A 17432-nucleotide genomic window follows, 5' to 3' on the forward strand; every position below is an offset into this window, starting at 1 on the left:
CATTAGTTATATAAGGAGACGCAAATGATACGACCCGGAACTACTGCACTAATTACGGGAGCAAGCGGCGGCATAGGCGCAGAGTTCGCAGCACAGCTCGCTGATCGAGAGGTCGACCTCGTCTTGGTGGCACGTAATACCGATAGGCTCGCTGAAGTCCGCGACGTGCTCAACAAGCGCAAACCTCGCGTCCGTATTGATTTGATAGAAGCCGATTTGTCGACTCCTCAATCGGGAGCGGAGATTTCTCGGCAAGTAGCCTTACTCGACCGGCATATCGATGTTCTGATAAATAACGCGGGCGCAGGTATTCATGGTGATTTTTGACTCAGAATATTGAAACGCATTTAGCGCAAATTCAACTTAATAGTATAACTGTAGTAGACCTGACTGCGCGGTTCCTTCCGGGAATGGTGAAGGCAGGCCACGACCTTGTCATCAACATCGCTTCGACCGCCGCGTTCCAACCAACTCCCAGCATGGCGGTGTATGGAGCAACGAAGGCGTTTGTCCTCTCTTTCACCGAGGCTCTATGGCAGGAAACCCGCGAAGCCGGCGTCCGTGTGTTGACCGTATGCCCGGGACCAACCGAGACCGAGTTTTTCGCACGCTCGGGTGAGCAGTTCATGTCGGAAGCGCGACAGACGCCAAAACAAGTTGTAGACGCTGCCCTTAGTGCTGTTTCTAAGTCCACCCCTACCGTTGTATCGGGTGCACGGAACAGTTTACTTGCCTGCTGTTACCGCTTTATGCCAAGACGGGTCATGCTGAAGGTCACACAACGGATGATGAGGCCAGCAGCCGTTCACTAGTAACACAGGGGTGCGACCCGCGGCAACGAGTCGGGCAGGATTCCAATCAAGCCACCGAAGCAGGACCGGGCCGGCGTTGCCGCCCCCGATCGGATGGACAGATCCTCGGAAGAGCACCCTTCACGGGGGCCCGACGATTCACGAGTCACACCCAATCAGGAGGGCGACAGCGATCCTGTCAGCCAGCACAGGGCCAGCCATGCAAATACTTACAGACGGTTCACACTGCCCGAACACACCCCATAGCCAGGCCCGCAACACCAAAACACCGTGGGCTCCCGATGAAACCCCTTCAGTCCGAACGAACCCACGGGACTGGGACGTATTAACGACTTGTCACCAACCTCAAGTGCCTGTGCCGTTTTCATCATCTGCTGAAAACCTTCTGGAGCGGGCCGACCGGTTGGCGCGACCGTCAGCTGCCCGACGGCACCGTGATCTGGACCAGTCCAACGGGGCACGTCTACACGACAAAGCCGGGCAGTGCCTTGCTGTTTCCCTCGTTGTGCCGGCCCACCGGCGAGCTGTGGCCGGGTGACCCGCCGGAGCTCGACTCCAGTGACGCGCGCGGCGCGCTGATGCCGCGGCGTCGACAAACTCGCGCGCAGAACAGGATCCGAGCCATCGCTGCGGAGCGCAAGCTCAACGAGGAGAGAGCCGCCGAGCACAACAGGCCGCCCCCGTTCTGACTGGGCCTTCACCCGCACCAGCCAGCCGGACCTAGTCGGCCTTGCCGGATTCGATGCTGGAAATCCGGGCAAACCTGTTGTGCAGCAGCTTCGTACGATGCGCATTGCCGGGCAGGTCGATGTAGCGGGTACCGAACACCGCCAGCAACACGTCATCGAGACGACGCACCGCGCCGGCCGGATAGTGGTAGCCCATCGAGGCGTTCACCCGGTCGGTGTCCACACCGTTCAGCACGGCGTCCACCTCGTCGACCGAGTCGATCCCGAGGTCCAGCAACAGTCCGGCGATCCAGGCGTAATGGTCGGTCCGCGACCAACCCGCCTCCGGGAACCGGTTGCCGAGGTAGGTCGCCAGCACCGGCGTCGGAATCCTCGGATCAGACGTCTCCAGCGGCGCGCGCTCCGTAGGCCCGGTGGAGCGCAGCCGCTCACGGATGGCCGAAAACTCACGGTCGGCCAACTCCAGCAGACCGGCCGCCAGCGTGAAACGGCGGTCCAGATCGGGTGCGTCCTCCTCCGGAATCGAGCCTTTGTAGCGAATGTCGTGCTCGAATTCCGCCCAGGCGTGCTGCAAGATCGTGCGGACCTGCACCGACGCCGGCTGTTGCTCGCCCTCGACAGCCACCAGCAGATGCCTGCTGGCGTACCCCCACCTGCCCTCGCTGGCGGTCTCGACGCCCATGTCGCGGTCGTCGAGCAGTCGCATCTCCTCTCCAAGCAGATTGGCGACGGCGGCGACGTCGTCGCGCAGGTAGGTAATCACCCGCAACCCGATCTGGTCGGTGATCTCGGAGAGCGGGTCGGTGTAGAGCCGTCGTCCGTCGAGGTGCCGGTCGGCTTTCGCCGCGAACGACGCCACCGTCTTGGTGCGTGCCGTGACGCTCAGATAGTTGATCCCGGCGTCGTCGAGCAGGCTGGTGACCACCGAGAGGTAGTGCTCGGTCGACCGCGCCAGCTGTGGTCGACGATCGGCGAACGTCGCGATGGCATCGTGCACGGTCCCGGGCGTGGGTTCCGGCGGGGCCGGTTCCAGATCCGACGGCAGCGTCGGCGTCACGATGAAGCCGGTCGCCGCGTCGCCGTACACGGTCACCTCCGAGGGCCGGCGCTCGGAGTAGTAGGCGACGTAGGCGCACAGCACCGCATCGACGGGGTCCTCGACGCGCCGCAGCTCGCTCTTGCGTTCGGCCTTCTCGGCGGCGGCGCGCAACTGGACCCAGTCCTCGCAGTCGACGACGCGCAGCGGCGGGTCGGCGCTGGCGAGCCCCTCGATGTGCTCCATCAGCCGGAGCAGTTCGGCGCGCAGCTGCGCCACGCTGCGGCCCTGCTTGGCCTTGTACTTCAGGGTGCGGCCCAGCCGGAACAACGCGACCGTGGCGGCGTGGGGATAGACCTCGATGGCACGGCGCGGCCGGCCGCCGTGCGGATCGATGTCGAGTTCCAGGTCGTCGGCCAGGCGCCCCGCCCGGGTGCCGTGCGCGAATTCGGGCTTCCCGGTGTTGGACGGATGCGCGCCGGCCTGGAAGCGGGCGAAGTCGGCGTTCAGGGCGCGTTCGGCAGGGCGTTGCCCACTCGGGTTGGTGACGACGATCGGCGCGTCGATGCCGACGACACAGTCACCCTCGGTATAGGTCCCTACGGCGGCGCGGATGCTGGCGTCATCGGTGGCCGCAGAAGCAGACACGAGCCGGCCGCTGCCGTCGACGACAGCCACCCCGGTGGGTTTGCGTTGACCCCAGGCGAGGTCCAGACCGACGAAGTGCACGGCTCTACTGTGCCGCACGGCCGATAGGCTGTTTGTCCGTGAGTATCCCGAACGTGTTGGCCAGCCGTTACGCCAGCGAGGACATGGTGGCGATCTGGTCGCCGGAGGCCAAGATCGTCGCCGAACGCCGGCTGTGGTTGGCGGTGCTGCGCGCGCAGGCTGAACTGGGTGTGGGAGTCCCCGACGGCGTGCTCGCCGACTACGAGCGAGTGCTGGAGACGGTCGACCTCGACTCCATCGCCGCGCGTGAGCGGGTGTTGCGCCACGACGTCAAGGCGCGCATCGAGGAGTTCAACGCGCTGGCCGGCCACGAGCACGTGCACAAGGGCATGACCAGCCGGGATCTCACCGAGAACGTCGAGCAGATGCAGATCCGCCGTTCACTGGAGTTGGTGTTCTCCCACGGCGTCGCGGTCGTCGCGCGCTTGGCCGAGCGGGCTGCCCTCTACCGCGAGTTGGTGATGGCCGGGCGCAGCCACAACGTCGCCGCCCAGGCGACCACGCTGGGTAAGCGGTTCGCCTCGGCCGCCCAGGAGATGCTGGTGGCGTTGCAACGGCTGCGTGAACTCATCGACCGCTACCCGCTGCGCGGCATCAAGGGCCCGATGGGTACCGCGCAGGACATGCTCGATCTGTTCGACGGCGACACCGAGCGCCTCGCCGAACTGGAAAGCCGCGTCGCGACCTTTCTGGGCTTCACCGACATCCTCACCAGCGTCGGTCAGGTCTATCCCCGGTCGCTCGACCATGACGTCGTGTCGGCGCTCGTGCAGCTCGGCGCCGGTCCGTCCTCGCTCGCGCACACCATCCGGTTGATGGCCGGCCACGAGCTGGTCACCGAAGGCTTCGCGCCCGGCCAGGTCGGCTCCTCGGCGATGCCGCACAAGATGAACACCCGCAGCTGCGAGCGGGTCAACGGGTTGCAGGTGGTGCTGCGCGGATACGCGTCGATGGCCGGCGAGCTCGCCGGTGCGCAGTGGAACGAAGGCGACGTGTTCTGCTCGGTGGTGCGCCGGGTGGCGCTGCCGGATGCGTTCTTCGCGATCGACGGGCAGACCGAGACGTTCCTGACGGTGCTCGACGAGTTCGGTGCCTACCCGGCGGTGATCCAGCGCGAACTCGACCGTTATCTGCCGTTCCTGGCCACCACCCGCATCCTGATCGCCGCGGTGCGGGCCGGCGTCGGGCGCGAGACCGCCCACGAGGTCATCAAGGAGCACGCCGTCGCGGTGGCGCTCGCGATGCGGGAACGCGGCGCCGAGCCCGACCTGCTCGACCGCCTGGCCGCCGACCCGCGACTGCCGCTGGACCGAGCCGCGCTCGAGGGCGCGCTGGCCGACAAGCAGGCGTTCACCGGCGCGGCGAGCGATCAGGTGGACCGCGTCGTCGCCGCCGTCGACGACCTCGTGAGCCGCTACCCCGAAGCCGCGAAGTACACCTCGGGAGCCATCTTGTGACACTGACGCAGCAGCTTGCCCAGATCGACTTCACCGACCTGGACAACTTCGCCGAAGGATTTCCCCACGCCCTGTTCGCGCTGCACCGTGAGCAGGCCCCGGTGTATTGGCACCCACCCACCGAGAACACCCCCGACGGGGAGGGTTTCTGGTCGGTGGCCACGCACGCCGAAACCCTTGCGGTGCTGCGTGACCCGGACACCTACTCGTCGGTGACCGGCGGCGAGCGCCCCTTCGGCGGCACCCTGCTGCAGGACCTGCCGATCGCCGGGCAGCTGTTGAACATGATGGACGACCCGCGCCATGCCGCGGTGCGCCGGCTGGTCAGCTCGGGGTTGACCCCGCGCATGATTCGGCGCGTGGAGGACGACCTGCGTGAGCGTGCGTGCCGGCTGCTGGACGACGCACCGCGCGGCGAACCGTTCGACTTCCTGGTCGACGTGGCCGCCGAAGTGCCGATGCAGATGATCTGCATCCTGCTGGGAGTGCCGGAGTCCGAACGCCATTGGCTGTTCGAGGCGATCGAGCCGAGCTTCGACTTCGGCGGATCGCGCAAGGCGTCGATCACCCGGCTCTCCGTCGAAGAGGCCGGCTCCCGGATGTATGCCTACGGGCAGGAACTGATCGCGGCCAAGCGGGCCCAGCCCAGCGACGACATGCTGTCGGTGGTGGTGAACTCCGCCGACCCCGAACTGTCGGACATCGAGAGCTATCTGTTCTTCAACCTGCTGTTCAGCGCTGGAGCCGAGACCACTCGCAACGCGATCGCCGGCGGGCTGCTGGCACTGGCCGAACATCCTGACGCCTACCGCGAGCTGCGCGCCGACCCCGCCCTGCTCCCGACGGCGATCGAGGAGATGGTCCGCTGGACCGCCCCGTCGCCGTCCAAACGGCGCACCGTCACCAGACCCGCCACCCTCGGCGGGCAGTCCCTGGAGCCGGGACAGAAGGTGCTCGTCTGGGAGGGTTCGGCCAACCGCGACGGCGCCGTCTTCACCGACCCCGAACTCTTCGACATCCGGCGAAAGCCCAACCCACACATGGGCTTCGGCCATGGCGTGCACTACTGCCTCGGCGCGAACCTCGCCCGCCTGGAGCTGCGGGTGTTGTTCGAAGAGATCCTGGGACGTTATTCCGAGGTGCGGCTCGCCGCTCCGGTGGAGTGGGCCCGCAGCAATCGGCACACCGGCATCCGCCACCTCGTCGTCGAGTTCACCCCATGAGTTCAGGCCCCGGCGACTTCGACCGATCACCACAGATGCGGGCTTCGGATGCCGACCGCTCTGCGGTGACGAAGATCCTCGAACATGCGGTAGGTCAGGGAATGCTGTCGCTCGACGAGTACAGCGAGCGGCTGGATGTCGTGCTGACCGCGCGCACCCGTCCGGAGCTCGACACCGTCATCGCCGATCTGCCTCACGTGCGCCGCGAGCCGGCCGCGGCGGCGCCGGAGGTGCTGAGTAGCTGGATGTCGAGCGTGTCCCGCAAGGGCCAGTGGACTGTCGCACCTCGGCTGAGGCTGGTCACCCGGATGTGCTCGACGACGCTCGACTTCACCTCCGCGGTGCTGCAGAGCCCCGTCGTGCACATCGACGTCGACGACTACTTCAGCTCCACCGACCTGGTGCTGCCCGACGGTGCGACCGCCGACCTCAACGGGATCACCACGGTCGGCGGCTCGACCACGGTGAAGGTGGCCACCAGCCCGCCGTCGCGGCACCTGCACGTCGTCGTCACCGGACGCGTCCGATTCGGTTCGGTGACCGCACGGCATCCGTTCGGCACCGCGTTCAAGCGGATGTTCGGGTGATCGACCCGTTCAGTCCGGGCTCGGGATCGCCTTGACGCGGATGCCCGCGGCGCGCAGCTCCAGGGCCGCCAAACCCCTGATCGCCACCGGATCCTGGTAGCGCCAAGCCCCGACCGGGTCGGCGCTGACCGCGGCCAACTTCGCCAGCGGGCGGTTGGCCAGCGCGCGCAACGCCAGGAGCTGTTCACCGGCGGCCGTCGAAGCCAGTGTCACCGCCGTCCACTTGCGCCGGAAGAACCGCACCCGGAGGAAAAGCCACGGCATCATCAACGCCAGGATCGGCGGCGCCGCCACCGCCAGCGCGAGCACCCAGGCCAGCCACGCCGCCGTGACACCCAGGGTCTGACCGGCGCCGGCGATCTCCCGCGCTGCGTCACCCGCCCCGGTCAGCGGGCTGGCCAGCGCATCTCCGATCAGCGGGATCCCGTCCGCGCTGTCACCCGCCGAATCCAGATTGCCGGCCACCCCGTTGGCGCCGCTCTGGACCTGGTAGCCGAAATCGGCGATCACCGACACCGCCGAGTGCACCGCCGTGCCGACCATCACCCAGATGACGGTCCAGGTGAGGACCACGACATCGCTGATCACCTGCCGGATCAAGCGTGCCGGCGTTGTGGCATAGGGAACCCACCGCGATCTCATGGATCGATCACAGCACACGGAAGCGCTCGGGCCGACCGTTAGGCTGGCCCGATGCGTCCCGCTCTGTCCGACTACCAGCATCTGGCCAGCGGCAAGGTCCGAGAGCTCTATCGCATCGACGACGGGCATCTGCTGTTCGTGGCCAGCGACCGGATCTCGGCCTACGACCACATCCTGGACTCCGAGATTCCTGACAAGGGCCGCATCCTGACCGCCATGAGCGTGTTCTTCTTCGACCTCGTCGACTCACCGAACCACCTGGCCGGCCCGCCCGACGACGAACGCATCCCGGCCGACGTGCTGGGCCGCGCTCTGGTCGTCGAACAACTCGAGATGCTTCCGGTCGAAGCGGTGGCCCGCGGATACCTGACCGGTTCCGGGCTCATCGACTACCAGAACACAGGGGCAGTGTGCGGCATCGCGCTACCGCCCGGATTGACCGAGGCCAGCCGCTTCGCCGAACCGTTGTTCACCCCTGCCAGCAAGGCCGAGTTCGGGCAGCACGACGAGAACATCACCTTCGACGACGTGGTCGCAGCCGTCGGCGCCGAGCGTGCCGCCGAAGTCCGCGACCGGACCCTGCACACCTACACTCAGGGCGCCGAGCACGCCCTGACCAAGGGCATCATCGTCGCCGACACCAAATTCGAGTTCGGGGTGGACGCCCACGGCGAGCTCAAGCTCGCCGACGAGGTGTTCACCCCGGACTCATCGCGCTACTGGCGCGCCGACGACTACACCGAGGGCCAGGTGCAGCAGAGCTTCGACAAGCAGTTCGTGCGTAACTGGCTCACCGGAGCCGAATCGGGCTGGGACCGGCACGGGGACCAACCCCCGCCGCCGCTGCCACCCGACATCGTGGCGGCCACCAGGGCGCGCTACATCGAAGCGTACGAACGTATTTCGGGTCTGCGCTTCGACGACTGGATCGGAGGAAACGCGTGAAGCCACCCGTCGCCAAACGGGTCGACACCCGCCGCGAACATCACGGCGATGTCTTCATCGACCCGTACGAGTGGCTGCGCGACAAGTCCGACCAGGAGGTCATCGACTACCTCGATGCGGAGAACGCCTTCACCGAACACGTCACAGCCGATCTGGCGCCGTTGCGACAGAAGATCTTCGACGAGATCAAGGCGCGCACCAAGGAGACCGACCTGTCTGTGCCGACTCGGCGGGGACCATGGTGGTACTACGGGCGCAGCTTCCAGGGCAAGCAGTACGGTGTGCAATGCCGTTGCCCCGTCACCGATCCCGATGACTGGACGCCGCCCCAGTTCGACGAGGCCACCGAGATCCCCGGCGAGCAGGTGTTGCTGGACGAGAACGTCGAAGCCGAAGGCCACGACTTCTTCTCCCTGGGTGCGGCCACTGTCAGCATCGACGGCAACATCCTGGCCTACTCGGTGGATGTCAAGGGTGACGAGCGGTACACGCTGCGGTTCAAGGACTTACGCACCGGCGAGCGGTATGCCGACGAGATCACCGGTGTGGGTGCCGGAGCGACGTGGGGTGCGGACGGCAACACCGTCTACTACGTGACCGTCGACGAGGCCTGGCGGCCGGACACCGTGTGGCGGCACCGACTCGGTTCGGACGCCCCAGACGAGCAGGTGTATCACGAACCCGACGAACGCTTCTGGGTAGCGGTCGGGCGCACCCGCAGCAACAAATACGTCCTGATCGCCGCGGGCAGCGCGGTGACCTCGGAGATGCGCTACGCCGACGCTGCCGACCCCGACGCCACCTTCCAGACGGTGTGGCCGCGCCGCGACGGCATCGAGTACTCACTCGACCACGCCGTCGTCGGCGGGGAGGACCGCTTCCTCATCCTGCACAACGACGGGGCGGAGAACTTCACGCTCGTCGACGCACCCGTCAGCGATCCGACCGACCTGCGCACCCTCATCGAGCACCGCGGAGATGTGCGACTCGATGCGGTCGATGCGTTCGACGGGCACCTCGTGGTCAGCTACCGTGCCGACGCGCTGCCGCGCATCCAGCTGTGGCCGGTCGGCGAATCGGGATACGGCCAGGCCAGTGACATCACGTTCGACTCGGAGTTGATGTCGGTGGGGTTGTCGGCGAACCCGAACTGGAGCGCGCCCAAGATGCGCATCGGCGCAACGTCATTCGTCACGCCGGTGCAGATCTACGACCTGGACCTGGCCTCCGGCGAGCGCACCCTGCTTCGCGAGCAGCCCGTGCTGGGTGACTACCGCCCACAGGATTACGTCGAGCGCCGCGATTGGGCGGTCGCCTCCGACGGGGCGCGGGTGCCCATCTCGATCGTGCACCGGGTGGGTCTGCAGTATCCGGCGCCGGTGCTGCTGTACGGCTACGGTGCCTACGAGGCGTGCGAGGATCCCCGCTTCTCCATCGCCCGGTTGTCGCTGCTCGACCGCGGCATGGCGTTCGCCGTCGCGCACGTCCGCGGCGGGGGTGAGCTCGGCCGGCCCTGGTACGAACACGGCAAGATGCTGGAGAAGCGCAACACGTTCACCGATTTCATCTCCGTGGCAAGCCATCTCGTCGGCACGGACGTCACCCGAGCGGAGAACATGGTCGCCTACGGCGGCAGCGCCGGTGGCCTGCTGATGGGTGCGGTGGCCAACATGGCGCCCGATCTGTTCGCCGGGATCCTGGCCAGCGTGCCGTTCGTCGACCCGTTGACCACGATCCTGGATCCGTCGCTGCCGCTGACCGTCACCGAATGGGACGAATGGGGCAATCCGCTGGAGGATCCCGACGTCTACCACTACATGAAGTCCTATGCGCCGTACGAGAATGTCGAGACCCGCCAGTACCCGGCGATCCTGGCGATGACGTCGCTCAACGACACCCGGGTCTACTACACCGAGCCGGCGAAATGGGTCGCCGCACTTCGGCACGCGCAACAAGATCCCGAGGCCGAAGGCGCCAGGGTGCTGCTCAAGACTGAGATGAACGCCGGCCACGGCGGCATCAGCGGTCGCTACGAGCGGTGGAAAGAGACGGCGTTCCAGTTCGCCTGGCTCCTGGAGACCGCCGGCGCAGCCGGCGAGACGGGTGAAGCCGGCGCAGCCGGCGAGACGGGTGAAGCCGGCGAGACGGGTGAAGCCGGCGCAGAAGAAATCTAGGCACTGTCAAGATTTCGGTATGATCGGGCGGTGAAGCGGGACAGCTACCACCACGGCGACTTGAAAGCCGTGATCCTCGCGCACGCCGCCGACCTCGTGGCCGAGCGTGGGGCCGACGGGTTGTCGCTGCGCGAGCTGGCCCGCGCGGCCGGGGTGTCGCATGCCGCTCCGGCCCACCATTTCGCCGATCGCCGCGGATTGTTCACCGCACTCGCCGCCCAGGGTTGGCGCATGCTCGCGGTGGCGCTGGCCGACGCCAGACCCGAGTTCACCCACGCCGCATTGGCCTATGTGCGCTTCGCGGTGCAGCATCCGGGTCACTACGAGGTGATGTTCGACCGATCGCTGGTCCACCCCGACGACGCCGAACTGGTGGCCGCACAGGCCGCCGCCGGTTCGGAGCTGGCCGCCGGTGTGGCCACGCTCGACGACCCCCGCGCCAAGGGCGACCCCGAGGCCGCGGGGCTGGCGGCGTGGTCGCTGGTGCACGGGTTCGCGATGCTGTGGCTCAACGAAGCGATCGACACGGACGCCGACGCCGTGGCAACGATGCAACGGATGGCCCAGATGCTGTTCACGAAATGAGCCACCGGTACCGTCGGGGTGCATGACCGATTCAGCGCTGAATGACATCCCCCTGACGACTCTCGCTGGCCGGCCCACCACGCTGGCCGAGCTGACCGACGGCGCCGCGCTGGTGGTGAACGTCGCGTCCAAGTGCGGGCTCACCCCGCAGTACGAGGCGCTGGAGAGGCTCGCCAAGGACTACGCCGCGCGCGGGCTGACCGTCATCGGCGTGCCGTGCAACCAGTTCATGGGGCAGGAACCCGGCAGCCCCGACGAGATCCTGACGTTCTGCTCGACCACCTACGGCGTGACGTTCCCGCTGCTCGCCAAGTCCGAAGTCAACGGTCCCGGTCAGCACCCGCTGTATGCCGCGCTCACCAAGGTGGCCGACGACTCGGGCGAAGCCGGTGACGTGCAGTGGAACTTCGAGAAGTTCCTGGTCGCCCCGGACGGCACCGTGGTCAGGCGCTTCCGGCCGCGCACCGCTCCCGACGCCCCGGAGGTCATCGCGGCGATCGAAGAGGTCGTGCCCCGCTAGCGGTCGGCAGCGAAGGCGAGCCGGCAAGATGACACCCGCCGTCGCCGTGTTGTCCACTGCCTGGACACCTGGAGTTGCCACACTGCGGGTGTGGCAGGACAACTGATCGTCTCGATCTCCGGTATCAGTGACCGCACCGTCGACGACGTCGCCGCGTTCTGCGGTCACCTCGACAACCGCGGCGTCCCGGTGTCGTTCCTGGTCGCGCCGCGGATGAAGGGCGGCTACCGCCTCGACCGCGACGACGACACGGTCGGCTGGCTGGCGGATCGGCGTGCCGGTGGGGACGCGATCGTGTTGCACGGTTACGACGAGGCCGCCACCAAGGCCCGCCGCGGCGAGTTCGCCACCCTGCAGGCCCACGAGGCCAACCTGCGGTTGATGGCCGCCGACCGGATCCTCGAGCACCTCGGTCTGCGCACCCGCCTGTTCGCCGCGCCCGGCTGGAATGTCTCGCAGGGAGCGCTGAAGGCATTGCCACGAAACGGTTTCCGTCTGGTTGCCGGGCTGAGCGGCATCATCGACCTGGTCCGTGACGACACCGTGCGCGCCCGGGTTCTCGGCATCGGGGAGGGTTTTCTGGCCGAGCCGTGGTGGTGCCGCACGCTGGTGCTCTCGGCCGAGCGCACCGCACGCCGGGACGGCATCGTCCGCGTCGGTGTCGCCGCCCGCCACCTGCGCCGTCCGGGACCTCGCCAGGCCATGCTGGACGCGGTCGACTTGGCGCTGCTGCACGCCAGCGCACCGACGGTGTACGCCTGGCAGCAGCAGCGACCTGTGCTGACCGACGCCGCCTGAGGGGCCGCACTGGCTAGATTGGCGCCATGGCTGATCAAGCTGATGTCATCGTGGTGGGCGCCGGGCTGGCGGGTCTGGTCGCGGCGTGCGAACTCCTCGAGCGCGGCCGTCGCGTCCTGATCGTCGACCAGGAGAATGCGGCCAACCTCGGCGGCCAGGCCTACTGGTCGTTCGGCGGGCTGTTCTTCGTCGACAGCCCCGAACAGCGTCGGCTCGGCATCCGCGACAGCCACGAACTGGCTCTGCAGGACTGGTTGGGCACCGCAGGCTTCGACCGTCCCGAAGACCACTGGCCCCGGCAGTGGGCACATGCCTATGTCGACTTCGCGGCGGGGGAGAAGCGCGCCTGGCTGCGTGACCGGGGCCTACAGACCTTCGCGATGGTGGGCTGGGCCGAACGCGGCGGTTACGACGCCCGCGGGCACGGCAACTCGGTGCCCCGCTTCCACATCACCTGGGGGACCGGCCCCGCTCTGGTCGACATCTTCGCGCGGCGGCTCACCGGGGACCGGGTGCGGTTCGCCTACCGGCACCGCGTCGACGAGCTGATCGTCGACGACGGTGCCGTCGTCGGGGTGCGTGGCGCGGTGCTGGAGCCCTGCACAGCTGCCCGCGGCGTCGCGTCGTCCCGGCAGGTCGTCGGCGACTTCGAGTTCCGCGCGCAGGCCGTCGTGGTGGCCAGCGGCGGCATCGGCGGTAACCACGACCTGGTGCGCAAGAACTGGCCGGCGCGGATGGGCCGCGTACCCGAACAGCTGCTCAGCGGGGTGCCCGCGCATGTCGACGGCCGCATGCTGGGCATCTCCGAGGCGGCCGGCGCCAACGTCATCAACAGCGACCGCATGTGGCACTACACCGAGGGCATCACCAACTACGACCCGATCTGGCCCTTGCACGGCATCCGGATCCTGCCCGGGCCCTCGTCGCTGTGGCTGGACGCCACGGGCAAGCGGCTGCCTGCGCCGCTGTACCCGGGCTTCGACACCCTCGGCACGCTCGAGCACATCGCGCGCACCGGGCACGACTACACCTGGTTCGTGCTCAACAAGCGCATCATCGACAAGGAATTCGGCCTGTCCGGGCAGGAACAGAACCCCGACCTGACCGGCCGCAGCCTGCGCGCGGTGCTCGACCGGGCCCGCAACGGGCCCGCGCCGGTGCACGCGTTCGTCGACAAGGGCGTCGACTTCGTGACCGCCGACTCGCTGCGTGACCTGGTGGCCGCGATGAACACCGTGCCCGATGTCGAGCCGCTCGACCTCGCCACGGTGGAGGCCGAGGTCACCGCCCGCGACCGGGAAGTGGCCAACCGCTTCACCAAGGACAGCCAGATCACCGCGATCCGCGCGGCGCGCGGCTACCTGGCCGACCGGGTGAGCCGCGTCGTCGCCCCGCACCGGCTGACCGACCCGAAAGCCGGGCCGTTGATCGCGGTGAAGCTGCACATCCTGACCCGCAAGTCGTTGGGCGGCCTGCAGACCGACCTGGACTCGCAGGTGCTGCGCGCCGACGGCGAGGCGCTGCCGGGCCTGTACGCAGCGGGGGAGGCCGCCGGTTTCGGTGGGGGCGGCGTGCACGGCTACCGGTCGCTGGAGGGCACGTTCCTGGGTGGGTGCGTGTTCTCCGGGCGGGCCGCCGGGCGCGCCGCCGCCCGCGCGGTTTCCTAGCGGATCCGGCGCGCAACGCGACATCGGCGGTGCACGAACGCGCCCGATTCGCTCAGAAGTCGGTGCCGCTCTCGGGTTCGAGAACCTGGAAATCGGTGTCCGTCATCTCGGTGAGGCGGCCGTAGAAGATCGGTCGCGCGACCGGGTCGATGATGCCCTGATGAATGGGCACGGCGTGCGTCGGCGCCACCGCGCGCAGGTAGTCCACCGCCTCGGAGATCTTCATCCATGGCGCCGCCGCCGGCGTGGCCAGCACGTCGACGGGTTCGTCGGGGACGAACAGCGCATCGCCGGGATGCATGAGCCTGGCAGCGTGCTCGCCGTCGCCGACGAGGTAGGAGATGTTGTCGATGACGGGTAGCTCGGGGTGGATGACGGCGTGGGTGCCGCCGGTGCCGCGCACGGTGAGATGACCGATCGACAGCTGGTCGCCGACGTTGACGGCCTGCCACGGCTCGCCGAGCTGGGCGGCGGTCTGCGGATCGGCGTACAGCGCGGCGTCCGGGTTGGCCTCGATCAGTGCCGGCAGCCGCTCGGTGTCGGCGTGGTCGGGATGCTGGTGGGTGACCAGGATCGCCGACAGACCGGTGATGCCCTCGAAGCCGTGGGAGAAGGTGCCGGGGTCGAACAGCACCGTGGTCTGCGAGCCGGACCCGTCGGGGAAGCTCGCCAGCAGGCAGGAATGGCCGAAGTGTGTGAGCTGCATGACCTCATGCATACCCGCTGCGGGCGCCTCGGCGTGCGTGGGGCGAGCACGCGGTGTCGCCGCAGGTAGAGTGATCGCCGTGGCAAAGGTGGTAGTGCACGTCATGCCGAAGACCGAGATCCTCGACCCCCAGGGACAGGCCATCGTCGGCGCCCTGGGCAGGCTGGGTTTCGACGGTGTCTCCGACGTCCGGCAGGGGAAGCGATTCGAGCTGGAGGTCGACGAGGGCATCGACGACGAGAAGCTCGCCGAGATCGCCGAGTCCCTGCTGGCCAACACCGTGATCGAGGACTGGACGGTCAGCAGGGAGAGCGGCGCATGACCCGGGTCGGCGTCATCACGTTCCCCGGCACCCTCGACGACATCGACGCCGCCCGCGCGGTGCGCCTCGCCGGCGGCGAGGCGGTCAGCCTGTGGCACGCCGACGCCGACCTCAAGGGTGTCGACGCGGTCATCGTTCCGGGCGGCTTCTCCTACGGTGACTACCTGCGGTGCGGGGCCATCGCCCGGTTCGCGCCGGTGATGGGCGAAGTGGTCGCCGCCGCCGGGCGGGGCATGCCGGTGCTGGGTATCTGCAACGGATTCCAGGTGCTCTGCGAGGCGGGGCTGCTGCCTGGTGCACTGACCCGCAACGCCGGGCTGCACTTCATCTGCCGCGACGTGTGGCTGGAGGTCGCCTCCAACTCGACGGCGTGGACGACGCGCTACGAGCAGGGCGCCGACCTGCTGGTGCCGCTGAAATCCGGCGAGGGTCGTTACGTCGCCGCCCAGAACGTGCTCGACGAACTCGAAGGCGAGGGACGCGTGGTGTTCCGCTACCGCGAGAACCTGAACGGCTCGATGCGCGACATCGCCGGCATCAGCTCCGCCAACGGTCGCGTCGTCGGGTTGATGCCGCACCCCGAGCACGCCACCGAAGCGCTCACCGGACCGTCCGACGACGGGCTGGGCCTGTTCTACTCCGCGCTGGACGCGGTGCTGGCCGCTTAGGGCGTCAGCGCGACCGACGCCTCGGCGGTGTAGCACAGGAACGTCATGGTCTCCTGCAGGTACAGCTGCACCGTCTCGGCGTCGTGGGACAGGTAGCCGATGGACACGTCGGTACCCAGCTGGAGGTCGAAATCGCCTCCGCGGGTGGACATCACGAACGCGCCGTCGATGGCGGGCGCCCAGATGATGTCACCGTCGACCAGCCGGTTGATGTGCTCGAGGATCGGATAGCCGTGCGCGGTGGTCTCGGCCACCTTGGTGTAGACGTCGGCCGACAGCAACACGCTGTAGGGACCGTCCACCCCGGCAAGCCGCAGCTCGCTGAGCGCCTGGGCGATCACGTCGGGAATCTCGCGCGGATCGTCGGGCAGCGCCAGCGCCGGATTGGAGCTGCACTTGCGCACGCCACCGATGTGGGCCGCCTCGTAGCCCTCGAAGATGGCCCGGTCCTCGACGAAGGCCAGCTTCTTGGCCGCCTCCTTGACCGGGTCCCAGTCCGAATCCTGTGAGCCCCGCTCGACGTCGTCGATGTCGGCACGCAGGACGGTGAACGGCACCCGCAGCCGCACCAGCGGCCGCGCATCCCGCAGGTGGGCGATCACACCGTCACCGGGAGCGGTCACGTCGAGCAGGTGGCCGGTGCTCACCGCGGCGGTCACCGGACCGCCCGGCTCGCTGACGTCGACGACGCGACGGCCGGCGATGTGCCGCTTGAACGTGCGGGTGGCCTCCTGCTCGATCTCGGCCCAGGCGGCGTCGGTGACCGGTGCCAGTTCTCGGTACAGGTTGTTCATTGCGGTTGCCCTTTCAGACTGCCGATCGCCAGCGAGCCCGGATATGCCGGGGGCGGAGGGGGCGTGGGGGATGGCGCGAGCTCGGCGCTCTCTGCCGGGAGCTCCGGGGGATCGTCGAGAAAGTCGATGGTGGGGACGAAGAACAGCGATCCGGTCTCGGCGGTGGAGAAGTCGAGGATCCGGTCGGTGTTGCCCGGCGGATCACCGATGAACATGTTGACCAGCATCCGCTCGGTCACGGCGGGATCCGCGGCGTAGGCGATGTAGTACGTGCCCGACTCGCCGTCACCGAGGCTGCCGAACGGCATGTTCGCGCGCACGACCTGCAGCTCGTTGCCGTCCTCGTCCTCGATCGAATTCAGTGCGACGTGCGAGTTGGTGGGTTTGACCGCGTCGTCGAGTTCGATGTCCTCGAGTTTGGTGCGGCCGATCACCAGTTCCTGCTCGGTGACGCTGAGTGAGTTCCATGCGTCCATGTCGTGGCGGTAGCGCTGGACGTGCACGTAGCTGGCCCCAGAGAACTCGGGGTCCTCGGCGCCGATCTGCACCGCGTCCACCGCGTCCGGTCCGTTCGGATTCTCGGTGCCGTCGACGAAGCCCAGCAGGTCGCGCTGCTCGAAGAACTTGAACCCGTGCACCTCGTCGACGACGGTCACCGCGCCGCCCATCGCCGCGAGGACCCGGCCGCCGAGCTCGAAGCAGACGTCCAGCGAGCCGCCCTTGATGTGGAACAGCAGATCACCCGGGGTGGACGGGGCGTGGTGGCGGGCGCCGGTGAGCTCCACGAACTCGTGCAGCTGGGCCGGTCGCGGGCCGCAGAACAACCGGTCCCAGGCAGCCGAACCGATGCCGGCGATCAGCCGCAACTGCGCGTCGGGCACCCGGAAACCGACCGCGCGAACCAGGCCGGACAGTTCTGCGAGGGCGTCGCGGACCCGCCCGGGCGCCGACGGAATGTCGTTGATCGTCGCCACCAGGAAGATCGCCGCGGGACTGAGCGGGGTGAGAACCGGCTGCGGGCGGACCACGTGATCACCCTAGCTGCACTTGATCTTGTTCTTGGGGTAAGGATGAGCTT

19 protein-coding genes are annotated in these 17432 nt (G+C 67.9%); 14 read left to right on the plus strand and 5 right to left on the minus strand.

Going from position 1 to position 17432, the window contains the following annotated elements:
• Positions 1-24: 24 nt before the first annotated feature.
• The 3 genes from ACEWX3_RS04270 (at position 25) to ACEWX3_RS04280 (ending at position 1501) form a co-directional block, all read left to right on the plus strand.
• A complete protein-coding gene (locus ACEWX3_RS04270; RefSeq protein WP_084182408.1) occupies positions 25-327 on the plus strand; it encodes an SDR family oxidoreductase in 303 nt (100 codons plus the stop codon).
• On the plus strand, positions 324-812 hold the full coding sequence (locus tag ACEWX3_RS04275; protein ID WP_306666500.1) for an SDR family oxidoreductase: 489 nt from the start codon (positions 324-326) through the stop codon (positions 810-812). Before ACEWX3_RS04270 ends, ACEWX3_RS04275 begins: the two co-directional genes overlap by 4 nt.
• 488 nt (positions 813-1300) lie before the next feature.
• The gene (locus tag ACEWX3_RS04280; RefSeq protein WP_374158742.1) at positions 1301-1501 is read left to right on the plus strand and encodes a hypothetical protein; all 201 of its coding nucleotides are present in this window, start codon (positions 1301-1303) and stop codon (positions 1499-1501) included.
• A gap of 31 nt (positions 1502-1532) precedes the next feature.
• On the opposite strand, the gene relZ is transcribed toward ACEWX3_RS04280, so the two are convergent.
• Positions 1533-3266, minus strand: a complete 1734-nt coding sequence (gene relZ, locus ACEWX3_RS04285; protein WP_207064681.1) for a DUF429 domain-containing protein — start codon at positions 3264-3266, stop codon at positions 1533-1535.
• A 38-nt stretch (positions 3267-3304) separates the two neighbouring features.
• Here relZ and purB point away from each other — a divergent pair, with 38 nt between their 5' ends.
• The 3 genes from purB to ACEWX3_RS04300 are packed head-to-tail and all read left to right on the plus strand — an operon-like array spanning position 3305 to position 6533.
• Complete coding sequence (gene purB / locus ACEWX3_RS04290) at positions 3305-4723, plus strand: adenylosuccinate lyase (RefSeq protein WP_207064629.1); 1419 nt, start codon at positions 3305-3307, stop codon at positions 4721-4723.
• Complete coding sequence (locus tag ACEWX3_RS04295) at positions 4720-5946, plus strand: cytochrome P450 (RefSeq protein ID WP_374158743.1); 1227 nt, start codon at positions 4720-4722, stop codon at positions 5944-5946. The genes purB and ACEWX3_RS04295 overlap by 4 nt, the downstream gene beginning before the upstream one ends.
• Positions 5943-6533 carry a DUF1707 domain-containing protein gene (locus ACEWX3_RS04300; RefSeq protein WP_286182451.1) on the plus strand — a complete coding sequence of 197 codons (591 nt, stop codon included), beginning with the start codon at positions 5943-5945 and terminating at the stop codon, positions 6531-6533. The genes ACEWX3_RS04295 and ACEWX3_RS04300 overlap by 4 nt, the downstream gene beginning before the upstream one ends.
• 9 nt (positions 6534-6542) lie before the next feature.
• Here ACEWX3_RS04300 and ACEWX3_RS04305 read toward each other — a convergent pair whose 3' ends face one another.
• Positions 6543-7175: a hypothetical protein gene (locus tag ACEWX3_RS04305; protein ID WP_207064627.1), complete on the minus strand. Its 633-nt coding sequence runs from the start codon at positions 7173-7175 to the stop codon at positions 6543-6545.
• 51 nt (positions 7176-7226) lie between these two features.
• Between ACEWX3_RS04305 and ACEWX3_RS04310 the strand changes: the two genes are divergently transcribed.
• The 6 genes from ACEWX3_RS04310 to ACEWX3_RS04335 all read left to right on the plus strand — a co-directional run bounded on the left by ACEWX3_RS04310 (position 7227) and on the right by ACEWX3_RS04335 (position 13864).
• Positions 7227-8120, plus strand: coding sequence for a phosphoribosylaminoimidazolesuccinocarboxamide synthase (locus ACEWX3_RS04310; RefSeq protein ID WP_221354375.1), 894 nt, complete (start codon positions 7227-7229; stop codon positions 8118-8120).
• Positions 8117-10294 (plus strand): prolyl oligopeptidase family serine peptidase, encoded by a 2178-nt coding sequence (locus ACEWX3_RS04315; protein WP_374158744.1) that lies wholly within the window; start codon positions 8117-8119, stop codon positions 10292-10294. The genes ACEWX3_RS04310 and ACEWX3_RS04315 overlap by 4 nt, the downstream gene beginning before the upstream one ends.
• Before the next feature lie 30 nt (positions 10295-10324).
• Positions 10325-10879 carry a TetR/AcrR family transcriptional regulator gene (locus ACEWX3_RS04320; protein ID WP_374158745.1) on the plus strand — a complete coding sequence of 185 codons (555 nt, stop codon included), beginning with the start codon at positions 10325-10327 and terminating at the stop codon, positions 10877-10879.
• 22 nt (positions 10880-10901) lie between these two features.
• Positions 10902-11399 (plus strand): glutathione peroxidase, encoded by a 498-nt coding sequence (locus ACEWX3_RS04325; protein ID WP_207064623.1) that lies wholly within the window; start codon positions 10902-10904, stop codon positions 11397-11399.
• A gap of 90 nt (positions 11400-11489) precedes the next feature.
• Positions 11490-12197, plus strand: coding sequence for a DUF2334 domain-containing protein (locus tag ACEWX3_RS04330; RefSeq protein ID WP_207064622.1), 708 nt, complete (start codon positions 11490-11492; stop codon positions 12195-12197).
• 26 nt (positions 12198-12223) lie between these two features.
• Positions 12224-13864, plus strand: a complete 1641-nt coding sequence (locus tag ACEWX3_RS04335; RefSeq protein ID WP_207064621.1) for an FAD-binding dehydrogenase — start codon at positions 12224-12226, stop codon at positions 13862-13864.
• 52 nt (positions 13865-13916) lie between these two features.
• Here ACEWX3_RS04335 and ACEWX3_RS04340 read toward each other — a convergent pair whose 3' ends face one another.
• A complete protein-coding gene (locus tag ACEWX3_RS04340) occupies positions 13917-14570 on the minus strand; it encodes an MBL fold metallo-hydrolase (protein WP_374158746.1) in 654 nt (217 codons plus the stop codon).
• A 79-nt stretch (positions 14571-14649) separates the two neighbouring features.
• Here ACEWX3_RS04340 and purS point away from each other — a divergent pair, with 79 nt between their 5' ends.
• The gene (gene purS / locus ACEWX3_RS04345) at positions 14650-14892 is read left to right on the plus strand and encodes a phosphoribosylformylglycinamidine synthase subunit PurS (protein ID WP_152518745.1); all 243 of its coding nucleotides are present in this window, start codon (positions 14650-14652) and stop codon (positions 14890-14892) included.
• Positions 14889-15560, plus strand: coding sequence for a phosphoribosylformylglycinamidine synthase subunit PurQ (purQ, locus tag ACEWX3_RS04350; RefSeq protein ID WP_207064619.1), 672 nt, complete (start codon positions 14889-14891; stop codon positions 15558-15560). The genes purS and purQ overlap by 4 nt, the downstream gene beginning before the upstream one ends.
• On the opposite strand, the gene ACEWX3_RS04355 is transcribed toward purQ, so the two are convergent.
• The gene (locus ACEWX3_RS04355) at positions 15557-16354 is read right to left on the minus strand and encodes a family 1 encapsulin nanocompartment shell protein (RefSeq protein WP_207064618.1); all 798 of its coding nucleotides are present in this window, start codon (positions 16352-16354) and stop codon (positions 15557-15559) included. The genes purQ and ACEWX3_RS04355 overlap by 4 nt on opposite strands.
• A complete protein-coding gene (locus tag ACEWX3_RS04360; RefSeq protein WP_374158747.1) occupies positions 16351-17382 on the minus strand; it encodes a Dyp-type peroxidase in 1032 nt (343 codons plus the stop codon). Before ACEWX3_RS04360 ends, ACEWX3_RS04355 begins: the two co-directional genes overlap by 4 nt.
• Positions 17383-17432 lie beyond the last annotated feature (50 nt).

It is taken from the genome of Mycobacterium sp. G7A2 (assembly GCF_041902445.1).
GTDB lineage: Bacteria > Actinomycetota > Actinomycetes > Mycobacteriales > Mycobacteriaceae > Mycobacterium.